The sequence below is a fragment of the Pseudomonas sp. B707 genome (assembly GCF_022496685.1).
Classification (GTDB): domain Bacteria; phylum Pseudomonadota; class Gammaproteobacteria; order Pseudomonadales; family Pseudomonadaceae; genus Aquipseudomonas; species Aquipseudomonas paraglycinae.
In genome coordinates, this window is the sequence record NZ_WTVE01000025.1 from 130799 (window position 1) to 148624 (window position 17826).

The 17826-nt window shown below is 62.8% G+C and carries 17 protein-coding genes; 11 read left to right on the top strand and 6 right to left on the bottom strand.

All coding sequences use genetic code 11. The annotated features are described in order from the left end of the window. Window positions 1–10: 10 nt before the first annotated feature. Both GQX66_RS13215 and GQX66_RS13220 read right to left on the bottom strand, forming a co-directional pair. Window positions 11–328, bottom strand: a complete 318-nt coding sequence (locus tag GQX66_RS13215; RefSeq protein ID WP_007951811.1) for a cell division protein ZapA — start codon at window positions 326–328, stop codon at window positions 11–13. Next, on the bottom strand, window positions 325–534 hold the full coding sequence (locus GQX66_RS13220; protein ID WP_007940359.1) for a TIGR02449 family protein: 210 nt from the start codon (window positions 532–534) through the stop codon (window positions 325–327). The genes GQX66_RS13215 and GQX66_RS13220 overlap by 4 nt, the downstream gene beginning before the upstream one ends. A gap of 125 nt (window positions 535–659) precedes the next feature. Here GQX66_RS13220 and GQX66_RS13225 point away from each other — a divergent pair, with 125 nt between their 5' ends. From GQX66_RS13225 to gcvP, 10 genes are all read left to right on the top strand, one after another. Further along, window positions 660–1220 carry a YecA family protein gene (locus GQX66_RS13225; RefSeq protein ID WP_085746749.1) on the top strand — a complete coding sequence of 187 codons (561 nt, stop codon included), beginning with the start codon at window positions 660–662 and terminating at the stop codon, window positions 1218–1220. A 27-nt stretch (window positions 1221–1247) separates the two neighbouring features. Continuing rightward, entirely contained in the window at window positions 1248–2582 is a 1335-nt protein-coding gene (gene pepP, locus GQX66_RS13230; protein WP_039765352.1) for a Xaa-Pro aminopeptidase, read from the top strand. Further along, window positions 2579–3766 carry a 2-octaprenyl-6-methoxyphenyl hydroxylase gene (ubiH, locus tag GQX66_RS13235; protein ID WP_085606016.1) on the top strand — a complete coding sequence of 396 codons (1188 nt, stop codon included), beginning with the start codon at window positions 2579–2581 and terminating at the stop codon, window positions 3764–3766. Before pepP ends, ubiH begins: the two co-directional genes overlap by 4 nt. Then, window positions 3759–4244, top strand: coding sequence for a DUF4442 domain-containing protein (locus GQX66_RS13240; protein ID WP_102685833.1), 486 nt, complete (start codon window positions 3759–3761; stop codon window positions 4242–4244). Before ubiH ends, GQX66_RS13240 begins: the two co-directional genes overlap by 8 nt. 9 nt (window positions 4245–4253) lie before the next feature. Then, entirely contained in the window at window positions 4254–5471 is a 1218-nt protein-coding gene (locus GQX66_RS13245; protein ID WP_166673439.1) for a 2-octaprenyl-3-methyl-6-methoxy-1,4-benzoquinol hydroxylase, read from the top strand. Window positions 5472–5578: 107 nt separating this feature from the next. Then, a complete protein-coding gene (locus tag GQX66_RS13250; protein WP_085746745.1) occupies window positions 5579–6583 on the top strand; it encodes an extracellular solute-binding protein in 1005 nt (334 codons plus the stop codon). A gap of 156 nt (window positions 6584–6739) precedes the next feature. Further along, entirely contained in the window at window positions 6740–8356 is a 1617-nt protein-coding gene (locus GQX66_RS13255) for an iron ABC transporter permease (protein ID WP_102717344.1), read from the top strand. 157 nt (window positions 8357–8513) lie between these two features. Then, a complete protein-coding gene (gene gcvT / locus GQX66_RS13260; RefSeq protein ID WP_102685829.1) occupies window positions 8514–9596 on the top strand; it encodes a glycine cleavage system aminomethyltransferase GcvT in 1083 nt (360 codons plus the stop codon). 49 nt (window positions 9597–9645) lie between these two features. Then, entirely contained in the window at window positions 9646–10029 is a 384-nt protein-coding gene (gcvH, locus tag GQX66_RS13265; RefSeq protein ID WP_102685828.1) for a glycine cleavage system protein GcvH, read from the top strand. Between the two features lie 134 nt (window positions 10030–10163). After that, window positions 10164–13037, top strand: coding sequence for an aminomethyl-transferring glycine dehydrogenase (gcvP, locus tag GQX66_RS13270; protein ID WP_240869601.1), 2874 nt, complete (start codon window positions 10164–10166; stop codon window positions 13035–13037). Window positions 13038–13092: 55 nt separating this feature from the next. On the opposite strand, the gene GQX66_RS13275 is transcribed toward gcvP, so the two are convergent. The 3 genes from GQX66_RS13275 to GQX66_RS13285 form a co-directional block, all read right to left on the bottom strand. Next, window positions 13093–13410, bottom strand: a complete 318-nt coding sequence (locus tag GQX66_RS13275; protein WP_007951791.1) for a DUF2388 domain-containing protein — start codon at window positions 13408–13410, stop codon at window positions 13093–13095. Window positions 13411–13479: 69 nt separating this feature from the next. Beyond that, window positions 13480–15264, bottom strand: a complete 1785-nt coding sequence (locus tag GQX66_RS13280; protein WP_240869652.1) for a type II/IV secretion system protein — start codon at window positions 15262–15264, stop codon at window positions 13480–13482. 90 nt (window positions 15265–15354) lie between these two features. After that, complete coding sequence (locus GQX66_RS13285; protein WP_240869654.1) at window positions 15355–15693, bottom strand: hypothetical protein; 339 nt, start codon at window positions 15691–15693, stop codon at window positions 15355–15357. Window positions 15694–15819: 126 nt separating this feature from the next. On the opposite strand from GQX66_RS13285, the gene GQX66_RS13290 reads away from it, so the two are divergent. Further along, the gene (locus GQX66_RS13290; RefSeq protein WP_007951785.1) at window positions 15820–16290 is read left to right on the top strand and encodes an Lrp/AsnC family transcriptional regulator; all 471 of its coding nucleotides are present in this window, start codon (window positions 15820–15822) and stop codon (window positions 16288–16290) included. 145 nt (window positions 16291–16435) lie between these two features. Here the strand turns inward: GQX66_RS13290 and GQX66_RS13295 are convergent, their stop codons facing one another. Then, window positions 16436–17806, bottom strand: a complete 1371-nt coding sequence (locus tag GQX66_RS13295) for a CYTH domain-containing protein (RefSeq protein ID WP_240869656.1) — start codon at window positions 17804–17806, stop codon at window positions 16436–16438. Window positions 17807–17826: the final 20 nt, after the last annotated feature.

The following is a 17826-nucleotide window of genomic DNA, read 5'->3' on the forward strand; positions in this document are numbered from 1 at the left end:
GCCTGGCGAATCAGCCCTTGCTGATGTCCGGATCGTCGGCCAGCACCAGATCGACACGATCGAGCAAGTCTCGCACCTGTTCACGGGTCGAACCGCTGGCCTGGATGTCCGGGCGCTCTTCTTTGTGCAAGAGATCGTGGGTGATGTTCAGCGCGGCCATCACGGCGATGCGGTCGGCGCCGATGACTTTGCCGCTGCTGCGGATCTCGCGCATCTTGCCGTCCAGGTAGCGGGCGGCGCTGATCAGATTGCTGCGCTCTTCCTGGGGACAGATGATCGAATACTCTTTGTCGAGGATCTGCACGGTAACGCTATTGCTTGAACTCATGAGTCTTGCTCCAGGGCCTTGAGGCGCGAAATCATCGATTCGACCTTACGCCGGGCGATTTCGTTTTTTTCAATGAGGTGCGCGCGTTCCTCGCGCCAGGTCTTTTCCTGAGCAAGTAAGAGTGCATTTTGACTCTTTAGTTGCTCGACTCGGGTAATCAGCAGTTCGAGTCTGGCCATCAGCGCTTGCAGGTCGGTGTCTTCCATTGTGTCCACTGATTCGGTCTGATGGGTTTGGCTGGCGGACAGCCTTTAATGGTCTTGGCGAGTCTGTCGATGTAGGATACAAGGCCTTCATTCTAGACATAGCGCCGTCTGGCGCCTAGCTGCCCATGCCCATTCAGAATTCCCCGTACCAAGGCTTTGCCACCCTGCTGAACTCCAGCGGTCACTCCGTTTCGCCTGCCGAACTGCACGGCCTGTTGCTGGGCCGCAGTTGCGCTGGCGCCGGCTTCACTGCCGAAGAATGGCTGATCGATGCCGCCGAGCTGCTCGAAAGCGAGCCGCAGGACAACGTCCGCAACGCGCTGATCGGTCTGCAGGAGATGGTCAAGAGCGAACTCACCGGCGATGACGTCACCGTGGTTCTGCTACTGCCGAACGATGACGCGCCACTGGCCGAGCGCGCCGCCGCACTGGGCGAATGGTGCCAGGGCTTCCTTACCGGTTTCGGCCTGAACTGCCGCGACAGCAGCATGCTGAGCACCGAAGCCACCGAAGTGTTGCAGGATTTGGCAGCGATCTCCCAGGTGCAAGACGCACTGGAAGAATCCGAAGACGGCGAAAGCGACTATATGGAAGTCATGGAGTACCTGCGTGTCGCTCCGCTGCTGCTGTTCTCCGAAACCAAAAAGGCCGACGTGCCGCCAGCGGCCAAGCCGTCGCTGCACTGATCGCGTGCCAGGGAAAGCCATCTGCCCATGATCCATATCCCGAAAGCGGAATACGCCCGGCGCCGCAAGGCGCTGATGGCGCAGATGGAACCCAACAGCATCGCGATCCTGCCTGCCGCCGCGGTCGCCATCCGCAACCGTGACGTCGAGCATGTCTATCGCCAGGACAGCGATTTCCAGTACCTGAGCGGTTTCCCCGAGCCACAGGCGGTCATCGTCCTGATGCCCGGTCGCGAACACGGCGAGTACGTGCTGTTCTGCCGTGAACGCAACGCCGAGCGCGAACTCTGGGACGGCCTGCGCGCCGGCCAGGAAGGCGCGATCCGCGATTTCGGCGCCGACGACGCCTTCCCGATTACCGACATCGACGACATTCTGCCGGGCCTGATCGAAGGCCGCGACCGGGTGTATTCGGCGATGGGCAGCAACCCGGAATTCGACCGCCACCTGATGGACTGGATCAACGTGATCCGCTCCAAGGCGCACCTCGGCGCCCAGCCGCCGAACGAATTCGTTGCCCTGGATCACCTGCTGCACGACATGCGCCTGTATAAATCGGCGGCAGAAGTGAAGGTGATGCGCGAGGCCGCGCGGATTTCCGCCCAGGCCCACATCCGGGCGATGCAGGCCAGCCGTGCCGGGCTGTACGAGTACAGCCTCGAAGCCGAACTCGATTACGAGTTTCGCAAGGGCGGGGCGAAGATGCCGGCCTACGGCTCGATCGTCGCCGCCGGGCGCAACAGCTGCATCCTGCATTACCAGCAGAATGACGCGTTGCTCAAGGACGGTGACCTGGTGCTGATCGACGCCGGATGCGAGATCGACTGCTACGCCAGCGACATCACCCGCACCTGGCCGGTCAACGGCAAGTTTTCCGCTGAACAGAAAGCGATCTACGAACTGGTGCTGGCTTCGCAGGAAGCGGCATTCGCCGAAATCGCTCCGAACAAGCACTGGAACCAGGCGCACGAAGCCACGGTTCGGGTCATCACCACCGGGCTGGTGAAGCTCGGGTTGTTGCAGGGCGAAGTCGACGAGTTGATCGCCTCCGAGGCCTACAAGGCGTTTTACATGCATCGCGCCGGCCACTGGCTCGGGATGGATGTGCATGACGTCGGCGAGTACAAGGTCGGCGGCGAATGGCGGGTGCTGGAAGTCGGCATGGCGCTGACCGTGGAGCCGGGCATCTACATCGCCCCGGACAATCAGAACGTAGCGAAGAAATGGCGCGGCATTGGCGTGCGCATCGAGGATGACGTGGTAGTGACCAAAAGCGGTTGTGAAATCCTGACGGGTGGCGTGCCGAAAACCGTCGCCGAGATCGAAGCCCTGATGGCGCAAGCACGGACCTGCGCGGCATGAGTCGGGTCAATCTGGCAATCATCGGTGGCGGTCTGGTCGGCGCCAGTCTGGCGTTGGCCTTGCAGGCCGGCGCCAAGGCCCGTGGCTGGAAGATCGTGCTGATCGAGCCGTTCGCCCCGGGTGACACCTGGCAACCAAGCTACGACGCGCGCTCCTCGGCGCTGTCCTTCGGCTCGCGGCAGATTTATCAGCGGTTGGGCGTGTGGCAGGAAATCTCCCGCCGAGCCGAACCGATCAAGCAGATTCATGTATCCGACCGTGGTCGTTTCTCCACCGCCCGACTTTCGGCGATGGAAGAGGGCGTCCCTGCGCTCGGCTATGTCGTGGAAAACGCCTGGCTCGGCCAGTGTCTGTGGCAGCACCTCGACAAAGACGTGATCAGCTGGCGCTGCCCGGCGGAAGTCACCCGCATGGAGCCGTTGCCGGACGGCTATCGCCTGACCCTCAACGACGAAACCACGGTCGAGTGCGATCTGGCGGTGCTCGCCGATGGCGGCCGTTCCGGTCTGCGCGAACAGCTGGGCATCAACGTGCGCAAGCGCCCGTACAACCAGAGCGCGCTGATCGCCAACATCACGCCGAGCGAAGCGCACAACGGCATGGCGTTCGAGCGCTTCACCGACGAAGGCCCGATGGCGCTGCTGCCGCTGCCGGAAAACCGCTGCGCGCTGGTCTGGACCCGACTGGGCATGGACGCGCAACGGCTGGCCGACCTGAGCGAGCGTGATTTCCTCAGCGAGCTGCAAGGTGTGTTCGGCTACCGTCTCGGTACGTTGAAACAAGTTGGCGCGCGGCATCTGTATCCGCTGTCGCTGGTGGAAGCCGAAGAGCAGGTGCGCTCGCATCTGGCCGTTCTCGGCAACGCCGCCCACAGCCTGCACCCGATTGCCGGGCAGGGTTTCAACCTGTCCCTGCGCGATGCCGATGCGTTGGCCGCCGCGCTGCTGGCCAGCGACAAACCGCTGGGGGATTTCGCCACGTTGCAGGCCTATCGCGAGCGTCAGCGTCTCGATCAGGATCTCACCGTGGGTTTCTCCGATCAGGTCACGCGCCTGTTCGGTAGCACTCAGCCGCTGGTGTCGCTGGGGCGCAACATCGGCCTGCTCGGCCTCGATCTGCTGCCGCCGGCCAAGCGCTGGTTCGCCCGTCAGGCCATGGGGCTGGGGACGCGGCCGGATGCGTGAGTGGCTGATCAAACGGTTTGGCAAGGCGCGGCTGATGCGCTGGATCATGACGTTCTACCCGCCGTACTTCGGCGCCGGTGTCCGGGTGCAGCACATCAGCGATGACTTTCGTGACATTCAGGTCTCGATGGGCCTGGGCTGGTACAACCGCAATTACGTCGGCACCCAGTTCGGCGGCAGTCTGTATTCGATGGTCGATCCGTTCTTCATGTTGATGCTCATGGAGAACCTCGGCTCGCGGTACATCGTCTGGGACAAGGCCGCCGACATTGATTTCATATCGCCGGGCAAAGGCCCGGTGTTCGCCCGGTTCAACATCGACGACACCCTGCTCGACGAGATCCGTCGGCAGACCGCCAGTGGCGAGAAATACCTGCCGCAGTTGCAGGTCGACATTCATGACGGCGCCGGCAATCTGGTGGCGCGGGTCGGTAAAACCCTTTACGTGCGGCTCAAGCCGCCAGCGAGACAGGCTTAAAGCATGGAAATGCGCGCGGATGTGCTGATTGTCGGAGCCGGAATGGTCGGCAGCGCCCTGGCGCTGGCGTTGCAGGGCAGCGGGCTGGAAGTGCTGCTGCTCGACGGCAGTCCGTTGAGCGTCAAACCCTTCAATGGCGACGCACCGTTCGAGCCACGGGTGAGCGCACTGTCGGCGGCCAGCCAGCGGATCCTCGATCGCCTCGGCGTGTGGGATGGCATCGTCAACCGACGCAGCAGCCCTTACACCGACATGCACGTCTGGGACGGCAGCGGCACCGGCCAGATCCACTTCTCGGCCAGCAGCGTGCACGCCGATGTGCTCGGCCATATCGTCGAAAACCGCGTGGTGCAGGATGCCTTGCTCGACCGTCTGCACGATTGCGATATGGGTCTGCTGGCCAACGCGCGACTGGAGCAGATGCGCCGTTCCGGTGACGACTGGCTGCTGACCCTGGCCGATGGCCGCACCTTGCGTGCGCCGCTGGTGATCGCGGCGGACGGTGCCAACTCCGCTGTGCGCCGTCTGACCGGCGTTGCCACTCGCGAGTGGGATTATCTGCATCACGCCATCGTCACCAGCGTGCGCAGCAGCAAACCGCACCGCATGACCGCGTGGCAGCGCTTCACCGATCACGGGCCGCTGGCGTTTTTGCCGCTGGAGCGTGACGGTCAGCAGGACTGGTGCTCGATCGTCTGGTCGACCACGCCAAGCGAAGCCGAACGGCTGATGGCGCTGGATGAGGCGGATTTCTGCCGTGAACTCGAACGCGCTTTCGAAGGTTGCCTTGGCGACGTCATCAGCGCCGACTCACGCCTGTGCGTGCCGCTGCGTCAACGCCACGCCAAGCGCTACGTGGCAGAAGGGCTGGCACTGATCGGCGATGCCGCACACACCATTCACCCGTTGGCGGGGCAGGGCGTGAATCTCGGCTTCCTCGATGCCGCGGTGCTGGCCGAAGTGTTGTTGCAAGCCAACGAACGCGGCGAACGCCTGGCGGACGTGAAAGTCCTGAGCCGCTACGAGCGCCGGCGCATGCCGCACAATCTGGCGCTGATGGCCGCGATGGAAGGCTTCGAGCGGTTGTTCCAGGCCGATCCGTTGCCGCTGCGCTGGTTGCGTAATACCGGGCTGAAAATCGTCGAGCAGATGCCCGAGGCCAAGGCGTTGTTCGTGCGTGAAGCGTTGGGGCTGACCGGGGACTTGCCGGCCCTCGCCAAGGCCTGACGAGTATCGTGCAACATCTGGTAACTCCTTGGGAAAGTGTTCGATTGAGCTCGTAAATGTGAGTCCTTATCATTTGGGCCACTTTTCCCGACCGAGAGACCGCTCCCATGTTGGCATCCAAGCGTGTTCTGACCGCACTGGCCCTGACCCTGATCGGCAGCACTGCCGCCCAGGCCGCCGACGAGGTGGTGGTCTACTCCTCGCGTATCGATGAGCTGATCAAGCCAGTGTTCGATGCCTACACCGCCAAGACCGGGGTGAAGATCAAGTTCATCACCGACAAGGAAGCGCCGCTGATGCAGCGGATCAAGGCCGAGGGCGAGAACGCCACCGCCGACCTGCTGCTGACCGTCGATGCCGGCAACCTCTGGCAGGCCGAGCAGATGGGCATTCTTCAGCCGTTCACCTCGAAAACCATCGACGCCAACATTCCCCTGCAATATCGCTCGTCCAGCCACGCCTGGACCGGCCTGAGCCTGCGCGCGCGGACCATCGCCTACTCCACCGAACGGGTGAAACCGGGCGAACTGACCACCTACGAAGCGCTGGCCGACAAGAACTGGGAAGGCCGCCTGTGCCTGCGCACGGCGAAGAAGGTCTACAACCAGTCGCTGACCGCCACCATGATCGAAGTCCACGGCGCCGAGAAGACCGAGAAGATCCTCAAGGGCTGGGTCAATAACCTGTCCACTGACGTGTTCTCCGACGACGTTGCGGTGCTGGAGGCGATCAACGCCGGTCAGTGTGACGTCGGCATCGTCAACACCTACTACTACGGACGCCTGCACAAGCAGAAGCCGGAGCTGCCGGTAAAACTGTTCTGGCCGAACCAGGCGGATCGCGGTGTGCACGTCAACCTGTCGGGCATCGGCCTGACCAAACATGCGCCGCATCCGGAAGCCGCCAAGGCACTGGTGGAGTGGATGACCACGCCTGAAGCGCAGAAGATCTTTGCCGACGTGAACCAGGAGTTTCCGGCGAATCCGGCGGTGAAGCCTTCGGAAGAAGTGGCGGCGTGGGGGCAGTTCGTGGCTGATACGTTGCCGGTTGAAGTGGCGGGCAAGCGCCAGGCTGAAGCGATCCGGATGATGGATCGGGCGGGTTGGAATTGAGTCTTTCCTGACAGCACTGTTTGATCGTTCCCACGCTCTGCGGGGGAATGCAGCCCTCGACGCTCTGCGTCGCATCATCGACAGCGTGACGCGGAGCGTCACAGAATGTGTGCCCACGCAGAGCGTGGGCACAATCATTTGAACGAGACTGTTTCCTTGGCCCACCCCGCCCAACGCCGCTGGTACCCCATCGTCTTCGCCATCGCCGCGTTGGTGCTGCTCCCCCTCAGCGTGCTCCTGCTCTCATGGCAAACCATCGACCACCAGATCTGGTCGCACCTGTGGGAAACCCAGATGCCGCGTCTGCTGGGCAACACACTGACGCTGGTCCTCGGCGTAGGCATCGGTGTAACGCTGATCGGCGTAAGCCTCGCCTGGCTCACCAGCCTCTGCGAATTCCCCGGCCGCCGCTGGCTCGACTGGGCGCTGATGCTGCCATTCGCAATCCCGGCCTACGTGCTGGCGTTCGTGTTCGTCGGCCTGCTGGACTTCGCGGGCCCCGTGCAAACCCTGCTGCGCGAATGGTTCGGCACCGGCCTGCGCCTGCCGCGAGTGCGCTCCACCGGCGGGGTGATTCTGGTGCTGGTGCTGGTGTTTTATCCCTACGTCTACCTGCTGGCGCGCACCGCGTTCCTGGCGCAAGGCAAAGGACTGATGGAAGCCGCGCGGGTGCTCGGGCAGTCGCCGTGGCAAGCATTCTGGCGTGTGGCATTGCCGATGGCGCGGCCGGCCATCGGTGCCGGCGTGGCGCTGGCACTGATGGAAACCCTGGCGGATTTCGGCGCGGTGTCGGTGTTCAATTTCGACACCTTCACCACCGCGATCTACAAGACCTGGTACGGCTTCTTCAGCCTGCCTAGTGCTGCGCAACTGGCCAGCCTGTTGCTGCTGGTGGTGATGCTGGTGCTGTACGGCGAACGTCGCGCGCGCGGCGCCAATCGGGCGAGTAACGAGCGACCACGGGTCAAGGCGCTGTATCACCTGCGCGGGCCCAAGGCCTGGGCGGCGACCGGTTGGTGCGGTCTGGTGTTCGCCTGTGCGTTTGTCATTCCGGTGCTGCAACTGGTGGTCTGGTTCTGGCAGCGCGGGCGATTTGATCTGGATGAGCGCTACGCCGGGCTGATTCTCCACACGTTGTATCTGGGCGGCATGGCGGCGTTGATCACGGTCAGCGTGGCGATGTTGCTGGCCTTCGCCCGGCGTCTGGCGCCTACCCGGGCGATCAATTCTGCGGTCGGTCTGGCCAATCTCGGTTATGCCTTGCCGGGTTCGGTGCTGGCGGTGTCGATCATGCTCGCGTTCAGTTATCTGGATCGGGAGCTGGTGATTCCGCTGTCCGGCTGGCTTGGCGGTGCGGGCAAACCGCTGCTGCTGGGCAGTCTGGCGGCGTTGCTGTTGGCGTATCTGGTGCGGTTCGTGGCGGTGGCCTATGGTCCGCTGGAAAGCAGTCTGGCGCGTATACGGCCATCTTTGCCTGAAGCGGCACGTAGCCTGGGCGTCAGCGGGCCGCGACTGTTTTTCAAAGTGTATCTGCCGCTGTTGCTGCCCGGCACGCTCAGCGCCGCGTTGCTGGTGTTCGTCGATGTGCTCAAGGAAATGCCCGCAACCCTGCTGATGCGCCCGTTTGGCTGGGACACGCTGGCGGTGCGGATCTTCGAAATGACCAGCGAAGGCGAATGGGCGAGGGCGTCGTTGCCGGCGCTGACCCTGGTATTGGTCGGTCTGTTGCCGGTTATCGGTTTGATCCGGCGCTCGGCGCACAGAAACACTTAGTCGTCAGTCCTGAATCATGCGGCTACAATGCGCGGCATTCGGTGCGGTCCGTCTGACAGACCCTGTCGCTGAAATCGGCTGAAAGCCCTTTTTTACAGGGCTTTCCGATCCGTGCAGCAGCGCTCCGCACCTTCGCCACGCCCGGAAGGAGAAACCCATGGGACAGCGTACGCCTCTGTATGACCTGCATCTCGCCCTCGGCGCGAAGATGGTCGATTTTGGCGGTTGGGACATGCCCCTGCATTACGGCTCGCAGGTCGAGGAACACCATCAGGTGCGCCGCGATTGCGGGGTGTTCGATGTTTCCCACATGACCGTGATCGATGTCACCGGCCCCCAGGCCAAGGCCTGGCTCCAGCATCTGCTGGCCAATGATGTCGAACGCCTGCACAGCCCAGGCCGTGCGTTGTACAGCACCATGCTCAACGAGCGCGGCGGCATCGTCGACGACATGATCGTCTACCGCCTCGAAGACGGTTATCGTCTGGTGGTCAACGCCTCCACCCGCGATCAGGACCTGGCCTGGATGCAGGCACAGCTGGGCAGCTTCGATGTGCATATGCACGAACGCTCCGAGCTGGCGATGCTCGCCATTCAAGGCCCCCATGCCCGGCACAAGATTGCCGAACTGGTGACCCAGTCCCGCGCCAACCTGATCCAGATGCTCAAGCCTTTCGAAGGTCACATCGACGGCGACTGGTTCATCGCGCGCACGGGTTACACCGGTGAGGACGGTCTGGAAATCGCCCTGCCAGCCGATCAGGCCCCCGGCTTCTTCAACGATCTGGTGGGCGCCGGCATTTCCCCCATCGGCCTCGGTGCCCGCGACACACTGCGGGTCGAAGCCGGCATGAACCTCTACGGTCAGGACATCCACCAGGACGTTTCGCCACTGGCCTCGAACATGGCCTGGAGTATCGCCTGGGAACCGGCCACGCGCCGCTTCATCGGTCGCGACGCGCTGGAAGCGGAAAAAACCGCCGGCGTGCAGCACAAACTGGTCGGCCTGGTGCTTGAGGAACGCGGGGTTTTGCGGGCCCATCAGGTGGTTCGTATCGCTGATGTTGGCGAAGGGGAGATCACCAGTGGTAGTTTCTCTCCTACGCTTAGCAAGTCGATTGCCCTGGCGCGTGTACCGATGGCGACTGCCGACCGCGCCGAAGTGGAAATCCGTGGCAAGTGGTATCCGGTACGCGTGGTCAAACCGACCTTTGTCCGTCACGGCAAAACCTTGATCTAAACCTTTTCCGGCGGGCACGACCGCTGACAATTTCTTGAGGACACCGAGCATGAGCAACATCCCAGCTGAACTGCGTTTTGCCGAAAGTCATGAATGGGCGCGTCTGGAAGCCGACGGCTCCGTCACCGTGGGCATCAGCGATCACGCCCAGGAAGCGTTGGGTGATGTGGTGTTCGTTGAACTGACCGAAGTGGGTAAGGTTTTCGCTGCCGAAGACCAGGCCGGTGTCGTTGAGTCGGTGAAAGCCGCTTCCGATATCTACGCTCCGATCAGCGGTGAAGTGATTGCCGTCAACGAAGAGCTGAGCGGCTCGCCGGAGCTGCTGAACTCTGATCCTTACGGTGCCTGGATCTTCAAGCTCAAGCCAAGCGACAAGGCCGAGCTGGACAAGCTGCTCGACGCTGCCGGCTACAAGGCTGCCATCGGCGAATAAGCTGCAGGCCAGACCCCAAAGCCCCGACCCGTCGGGGCTTTTTTCTGCCCGGGACTTTTGCCGTCGGGGTGGCTGCTATGCTGGTTTGACCGTGTTGCATTGACGCCGAGCCGCCAGCCAAGAGAGAGCCCGTCATGTCCCAGTTGCCATCCTTGAGCCAGTTACGCGACCCCCATGCCTTTCTGCGCCGCCACCTCGGCCCCGATGCCGCCGAGCAGCAGGCGATGCTCGACAGCCTCGGCCTCGGCAGCCGGGTCGAACTGATCGAACAGACCGTGCCGCCGGGCATTCGCCTCAACCGCGAGCTGGACCTGCCGCCGGCGCTGGACGAACAGGCGGCGCTGGCAAAGCTGCGCGGTTATGCCGAGCAGAACCAGGTCTGGACCAGCCTGATCGGCATGGGCTACCACGGCACCCTGACCCCGACCGTCATCCTGCGCAACGTGCTGGAAAATCCCGGCTGGTACACCGCCTACACGCCTTACCAACCGGAAATCGCCCAAGGCCGGCTCGAAGCGTTGCTCAACTTTCAGCAACTGACCATCGACCTCACCGGCCTTGAACTGGCCAATGCTTCGCTGCTCGATGAAGCCACCGCTGCGGCGGAAGCCATGGCCCTGGCCAAGCGCGTGGCGAAGTCGAAAAGCAATCTGTTCTTCGTCGACGAAAACTGTCATCCACAAACCATTTCCGTGGTGCAGACCCGCGCCGAAGGCTTCGGCTTCGAGCTGATCGTCGACGCTGTGGACAACTTGAAGCAGCACCAGGTGTTCGGCGCACTGCTGCAATACCCCGACACCCACGGCGAAGTCCGCGACCTGCGGCCACTGATCGATCACCTGCACGCGCAGCAGGCGCTGGCCTGCGTGGCGGCCGATCTGCTCAGTCTGTTGCTGCTGACCCCGCCGGGCGAACTGGGTGCCGACGTGGTGTTCGGTTCATCCCAGCGCTTCGGCGTGCCGATGGGTTACGGCGGCCCGCACGCGGCGTTTTTCGCCAGTCGCGAAGAATACAAACGGGCGATTCCCGGCCGGATCATCGGTGTGTCGAAAGATGCCCGCGGCAATGTCGCGCTGCGTATGGCCCTGCAAACCCGCGAACAGCACATTCGCCGGGAGAAGGCCAATTCGAACATCTGCACCGCCCAGGTGTTGCTGGCCAACATCGCCAGTTTCTACGCGGTCTATCACGGCCCGGAAGGGTTGAAACGAATCGCCCAGCGGCTGCACCGGCTGACCTGCATTCTCGCCGCCGGGCTTGAACGCCACGGCATCCAGCGCCTCAACCAATATTTCTTCGACACCCTCACGCTGGACGTGGGCGGCGCGCAAACCGCGATCATCGAAAGCGCCCAGGCCGCGCAGATCAACCTGCGCATCCTCGGTCGTGGCCAACTCGGTCTGAGCCTCGACGAGACCTGTGATGAAAACACCGTGGCCAGACTGTTCGATGTGCTGCTGGGCGCTGATCACGGGTTGAGCGTCGATGATCTCGACGGAGAACCGCTGGCTTCCGGCATTCCCGAGACGCTGCAGCGCAGCACGCCTTACCTGCGCCACCCGGTGTTCAACGCCCACCACAGCGAAACCGAGATGCTGCGCTACCTCAAGCAGCTGGAGAGCAAGGATCTGGCGCTCAACCAGTCGATGATCCCGCTGGGCTCCTGCACCATGAAACTCAACGCCACCAGCGAGATGATCCCGATCACCTGGCCGCAATTCGCCAACCTGCACCCGTTCGTGCCCCGGGAGCAGGCCGTTGGTTACACGCTGATGATCGAGGAACTGGAGCGCTGGCTGTGCGCAATTACCGGGTTCGATGCAATCTGCATGCAGCCCAACTCCGGCGCCCAGGGCGAGTACGCCGGGCTGCTGGCAATCCGCAAATATCACGAGAGCCGCCAGCAGGGTGGACGGGATATCTGCCTGATTCCTTCTTCGGCCCACGGCACCAACCCGGCCTCGGCGCAGATGGCCGGGATGCGCGTGGTGATTGTCGAGTGTGACGACGCCGGCAACGTCGATCTGGAGGACTTGAAAGCCAAGGCGTCCGAGGCCGGGGGCAAGTTGTCGTGCCTGATGGCGACCTACCCGTCGACTCATGGTGTGTACGAGGAAGGCATCAGCGAAATCTGCGAAGTTATCCACAAGCATGGCGGTCAGGTGTATATGGACGGCGCCAACCTCAATGCCCAGGTCGGGCTGGCGCGGCCGGCGGACATCGGCGCCGACGTGTCACACATGAACCTGCACAAGACCTTCTGCATTCCCCACGGCGGAGGCGGGCCGGGCATGGGGCCTATCGGTATTCGCGCGCATTTGGCGCCGTTCGTCGCCAATCATCCGGTGATACCGATCGACGGGCCGCAACCGCAGAACGGAGCGGTCAGCGCCGCACCGTGGGGCAGCGCAAGCATTCTGCCGATCAGCTGGATGTACATCGCGATGATGGGGCCGCAATTGGCGGATGCCAGCGAGGTGGCGATCCTCGCGGCGAATTACCTGGCGCAGCACCTGTCCGGTGCCTTTCCGGTGCTCTACACCGGGCGCAATGATCGGGTGGCCCACGAGTGCATTCTGGATCTGCGGCCGCTGAAAGCGCAGACCGGCATCAGCGAAGAAGACGTCGCCAAGCGCCTGATGGATTACGGCTTCCACGCGCCGACCATGTCGTTCCCGGTGCCGGGCACCTTGATGGTCGAGCCGACCGAGAGCGAGTCCAAGGCCGAACTGGATCGTTTCATCGGCGCGATGCTGAGCATCCGCGCAGAAATCACCGAGGTGCAGAACGGCAACTGGCCGGCCGAGGACAACCCGCTCAAACGGGCGCCGCATACCCTGGCCGATATCACCGGCGTGTGGGAGCGGCCGTACAGCATCGAGCAGGGCATCACGCCGGATGCGCACACCAAAGCGCACAAATATTGGCCGGCAGTGAACCGGGTCGATAACGTCTACGGCGACCGCAACCTGTTCTGCGCCTGCGTGCCAGTGGACGATTACCGCTGAACAGCGGGCAAAAAAATGCCGCTCGTGTGAGCGGCATTTTTGTCTGTCCGGAAGGTTATTCCGACGCCACGGCGTTCTTCGCCAGAATCGCGTTCGCCAGTTCCATGTCCGTTGCCTGCAGGCCCGGGTTGTCGGCGCGGACTTTCTGCATCGCGGCTTCCAGGTACGGGCCACGGATACCGCCGTCGCTGGCGACGAAGCTGCCGGCATCGTCCTGGGCGGCAACGATCAGTTTGTGATCCTTGAAGGTCAGGTAGGTCGAGCCGGTGGTGGCACCGGACGAAATGACGTTACGCCAAAAGCTGTCGGCCATTGCCGAACCGACGGGCAGAGACAGCAGGGCAAGGGTGGCGACAGCAAGTTTGAGACGCATGTTGGGTGACTCCACTGGTGTTGAATAACCGGTTGGATCGCCGTTTCCCCGATCCGGTTCCGTGAGCGGCTATTTCTGCTCGCTCTGTGGCGTCACCCGCAGCACTTCCTCAAGGGTTGTCAGCCCCGCAGCAACTTTCTGCGCGCCGGACAATCGCAGGCTGCGCATGCCTTCCTTGAACGCCTGTCGGCGGATCGCGGTGAGGTCGGTGTCGGGGCTGATCAAGGCCTTGAGGCTGTCGGTCAGTTGCATGATTTCGTAGACCCCGGCGCGCCCGTGATAACCGGTGTCGCGACACTCCAGGCAACCGATGGCCCGTTGCGCATTGCCCGGCAGCGGCGCCTGCCACGGCCGGGTCAGGGTTTGCCAGTCTTCTTCATCAAGAGTCAGCGGCGCCTTGCAGTGCGGGCACAGTGTTCGCACCAATCGTTGCGCCATCACGCCGAGCACGGTGGCCTTGATCAGGTAATGCGGCACGCCGAGTTCCAGCAGACGGCTGATGGCGCTCGGCGCATCGTTGGTGTGCAGGGTCGAGAGCACCAGGTGCCCGGTCAACGCCGCCTGGATCGCCATTTCGGCGGTCTCCAGGTCACGGATCTCGCCGATCATGATGATGTCCGGGTCCTGCCGCATCAGCGCGCGCACGCCGGCGGCGAACGTCAGGTCGATGTTGTGCTGGACCTGCATCTGGTTGAAGGCCGGCTCGACCATCTCGATCGGGTCCTCGATGGTGCAGAGGTTGACCTCCGGAGTCGCCAGTTTTTTCAGTGTGGTGTACAGCGTCGTGGTCTTGCCGGAGCCGGTCGGGCCGGTGACCAGGATGATGCCGTTGGGCTGGCGGGTCATGTCCTGCCAGCGCCTCAGGTCTTCGGTGGAAAACCCCAGCTGATCGAAATCCTTGAGCAGCACTTCCGGGTCGAAGATCCGCATCACCATTTTTTCGCCGAACGCGGTGGGCAGGGTCGACAGGCGCAACTCGACCTCACCGCCGTCCGGGGTTTTGGTCTTGACGCGGCCGTCCTGGGGTTTGCGCTTCTCGGCGACGTTCATCCGGCCAAGGCTTTTCAGGCGGCTGACAATGGCCATCGTCACCTGCGGCGGAAATTGATAGACGTTGTGCAGCACGCCGTCGATGCGAAAGCGAACGGTGCCTTGATCGCGCCGGGGTTCGATGTGGATGTCGCTCGCCCGCTGCTGGAAGGCGTACTGGAACAGCCAGTCGACGATGTTGACGATGTGCGCGTCGTTGGCGTCCGGTTCCTGATCGCTGGCGCCGAGGTTGAGCAGTTGTTCGAAGTTGCCGAGGTTGCCGCTCTGCGCATCGGCATTGCTGGCGCCGCTGACCGATTTGGCGAGGCGGAAGAATTCGACGCTGAAACGCTGGATGTCCGCCGGGTTGGCCACCACCCGTTTGATCGGCAGTTTCAGGACGTGAGTCAGGTCCGCCTCCCAGCCGCTGACATAGGGCTGGGCGCTGGCCACGGTCACCGCGTCGCGGTCGACCGACACCGCGAGAATCTTGTGGCGCTGGGCAAAGGCATAGGACATCAGCGGCGTGATGGCCGCGACGTTGATCTTCAGCGGATCGATCCGCAGGTACGGCTGGCCGGCCTGCTGCGCCAGCCACAGGGTCAGGCTTTCCAGGTCGAGGTGTTTGCCCGGACGGCTGAGGTCGTCCAGTTGCTGGCTGGCGATGAATTCCAGGGGGTGCTTCTGGCCGTGGGCGGCATGCCGGCGCCGGGCATTCAGCGCCTGCTCGGCCGAGTCCTGGCAGATGAACCCTTGGGCGACCAGTTCACGCAGTACCTCATTGAGATCCAGCCAGCGGTCCTGAGTGGCGAGTTGAACGGACATGCGGGCTCCTTTTGAACGACAGTGCGCAAAGGATAGTCGTGGCCCTGCCGACCGTTGGGCCACTACCCGACGAAGACGTTTCGGTTCTTGTCAGCCGGCCGCCTGCGCCGGTGCATCCCACGCCGCGTCGGGGTTTTGCAGGTTCACCGAGCAGATGCTGATCAGGTTACGAAGTTTTTCCGCGATCACCTGGGCGCGGTGCCAGCTCAGGCCGCTCATGACGATGTCGATCGACAGCAGATCGTCCAGCCGCTGGACATTGACCTGTTCCGGGGTGAGGCACTGCAAGGCGAACAGGTTCAGGACCCGCACCAGCAAATCCGGCTCGGCCTCGGCCAGGATCTGGTACTGCGCGAGGCAATGGGCGTTGCTGGCGTTCCACACATCGGCACGGGGCGCAGGGGTGTTGACGGCTTCGAGGTGTGGCATGGGAGGTCTCCGGAATCAGTGGAGGAATTTTTACATCCGATGCCGGGCATTTCTTGTCTAAGATGAGCTGATCAGGCGGTTGATTGGTGGAATCAATTCGCTATTGGCTTCTTTTGAGGATTATTTATGCACAGCGAGCTGGACAGCTACGACCGGCGCATTCTCGCCCTGCTGCAAGAGGACGCTTCCTTGTCCAGCGCACAGATCGCCGAGCAGGTGGGGCTGTCGCAATCGCCGTGCTGGCGACGGATTCAGCGGATGAAGGAGGAGGGGATCATTCGTGGCCAGGTGACTTTGCTCGATCGCAAGAAGATCGGTCTGAACACGCAGATCTTTGCCGAGATCAAACTCAACGCCCACGGCCGTTCGAACTTCACCGAATTCACCGAGGCGATTCGCGGTTTTCCCGAAGTTCTGGAGTGTTACGTGCTGATGGGAGCGGTGGATTTTCTGTTGCGGATTGTCGCGGCGGACATCGAGGCTTATGAGCGGTTCTTCTTCGAGAAGCTGTCACTGGTGCCGGGGATTCAGGAAGTGAACTCGATTGTGGCGCTGTCGGAGATCAAGTCCACGACCAGTTTGCCGGTACTGCGCTGATCACGCAGGGGATGATCGTTCCCACGCTCCGCGTGGGAATGCCTCAATGGACGCTCTGCGTCCGCTTTGGGACGCGGAGCGTCCCGGGCTGCATTCCCACGCAGGCGGTTCGACGCCTCGACGTGGGAACGATCTTTCGCCGGTGTTACATGCGCAGCAGCATTTTCCAGGCGCGATTCTGGTACACCGCAATCGCCTGATGCTTGCGCGCATCGAGCAGTTCGTCGGTGATGGTCGGCTCGTTGGCCAGTTGCGCCAGTTTGTTCAGCTCGCCGTACAGCCGATCCATTTCCGGGATGTCCAGCACGTTGCGCGCGTGGTGCAGCCAGACCTGTATGCGTTCAATGCGCGGCAGTTGCTCGGCCAGATCTTCCGGCTGCTGCTGATAACGCTGCAATTGCAGCGAAGTGGCTTCTTCGCCCAGCAGGCGCGGCAGCCAGCTTTGCAACTGCGCGGCACCCTGGCGATTGCCACGGGTGTTGCGGTCAGCCGCCCAGGTGCGGGCCAGCAACCAGCGCGAAGCGTTCAGCGAGAACAGGCCCCAGCGCGGATCTTCCAGTTCTTCGAGGAACTGCTCCGGTGCGGCTTTGCGCACGTCTTCGTCTTCGATGCCGACCTGCACCAGCGGGCGCCAGTCTTCCAGCAGGGCATCCAGCGCCACGCGCAAGTCGTGGGTCGACGGACGCGGTGCGGCCTGGCCGAGGCTGCTCAGCAGGGCACGCATTTCCGCGAGGTTCTCGACCCAGTCCTGCAACAGGCGCCAGTGGCCGTTGAAACGATACTGTTCGGCCAGACGCTGACTGCTGCCGAGCAAGTGCCAGGCCAGGGCGGCGAAGGCGTCGTCCAGCGGGGTTTCAGCGGTAATGGCCGGCGCCGGCAGGCTAAGCGAGTAGCTGTTGGCGTCGTACAGGCGGTAGCCGCGCTCGGCCTTGCTGATGTCGCACGGCATCAGGGCCAGGGTTTCGGCCAGCTCGGCGGCCAGTTCCAGCAGCGCGGCAGGTTCGCCTTCGCGCAATTCCAGTTCCAGCTCGCAGATTTCTTCTTTCTGCTTGCCGACCACCACGTGGCCCAGGTCCAGCGCAGCTTCAATGACCACTTTGGTCTTGCCACGGCCCCAGGCGATTTCGGCGCGCTCGCGGACGAAATCGGTGGTGAAGATCGGCTTCAGGGTTTTCTTGTCCAGCTCGGCGAGGGACTCGGGCCAGCATTCGCCGTCGAGTTTCTTCACGTCGAGCTTGGCTTTGGGCAGGTTCCAGTCGTACTCGTTACGCTCGGACAGACCGGCAACGCTCTGGCCACGGGTCTTGAGGGTCTGAATCACCTCTTCGCCGTCCTTGCGCAGGCGCAGGGCAACCTTGGCCCGGGCCAGGTCACGCTCAGGCGTGTCGAAGTACTGATTCATCAACTCACGGCGTTCCCAGCCACTTTTGTTGCGTTTTTTCAGGAGAGGGTGCTCGCGCAGGGCGGCGAGGGTTTCGCGGCTGACGCGGAGTTTGATTTCGGTTTCTTTCTGCATGGCCGGAAAATCCAGGATCG

Excerpts from the sequence above, each read along its gene's own strand:
- GQX66_RS13215 (WP_007951811.1), bottom strand. The coding sequence starts at position 328 with ATGAGTTCAAGCAATAGCGTTACCGTGCAGATCCTCGACAAAGAGTAT.
- GQX66_RS13280 (WP_240869652.1), bottom strand. The coding sequence starts at position 15,264 with ATGTCCGTTCAACTCGCCACTCAGGACCGCTGGCTGGATCTCAATGAG.
- GQX66_RS13250 (WP_085746745.1), top strand. The coding sequence starts at position 5,579 with ATGTTGGCATCCAAGCGTGTTCTGACCGCACTGGCCCTGACCCTGATC.
- GQX66_RS13245 (WP_166673439.1), top strand. The coding sequence starts at position 4,254 with ATGCGCGCGGATGTGCTGATTGTCGGAGCCGGAATGGTCGGCAGCGCC.
- gcvT (WP_102685829.1), top strand. The coding sequence starts at position 8,514 with ATGGGACAGCGTACGCCTCTGTATGACCTGCATCTCGCCCTCGGCGCG.
- GQX66_RS13225 (WP_085746749.1), top strand. The coding sequence starts at position 660 with ATGCCCATTCAGAATTCCCCGTACCAAGGCTTTGCCACCCTGCTGAAC.
- GQX66_RS13285 (WP_240869654.1), bottom strand. The coding sequence starts at position 15,693 with ATGCCACACCTCGAAGCCGTCAACACCCCTGCGCCCCGTGCCGATGTG.
- GQX66_RS13275 (WP_007951791.1), bottom strand. The coding sequence starts at position 13,410 with ATGCGTCTCAAACTTGCTGTCGCCACCCTTGCCCTGCTGTCTCTGCCC.
- ubiH (WP_085606016.1), top strand. The coding sequence starts at position 2,579 with ATGAGTCGGGTCAATCTGGCAATCATCGGTGGCGGTCTGGTCGGCGCC.
- GQX66_RS13290 (WP_007951785.1), top strand. The coding sequence starts at position 15,820 with ATGCACAGCGAGCTGGACAGCTACGACCGGCGCATTCTCGCCCTGCTG.
- GQX66_RS13220 (WP_007940359.1), bottom strand. The coding sequence starts at position 534 with ATGGAAGACACCGACCTGCAAGCGCTGATGGCCAGACTCGAACTGCTG.
- pepP (WP_039765352.1), top strand. The coding sequence starts at position 1,248 with ATGATCCATATCCCGAAAGCGGAATACGCCCGGCGCCGCAAGGCGCTG.
- GQX66_RS13240 (WP_102685833.1), top strand. The coding sequence starts at position 3,759 with ATGCGTGAGTGGCTGATCAAACGGTTTGGCAAGGCGCGGCTGATGCGC.
- GQX66_RS13295 (WP_240869656.1), bottom strand. The coding sequence starts at position 17,806 with ATGCAGAAAGAAACCGAAATCAAACTCCGCGTCAGCCGCGAAACCCTC.
- gcvP (WP_240869601.1), top strand. The coding sequence starts at position 10,164 with ATGTCCCAGTTGCCATCCTTGAGCCAGTTACGCGACCCCCATGCCTTT.
- gcvH (WP_102685828.1), top strand. The coding sequence starts at position 9,646 with ATGAGCAACATCCCAGCTGAACTGCGTTTTGCCGAAAGTCATGAATGG.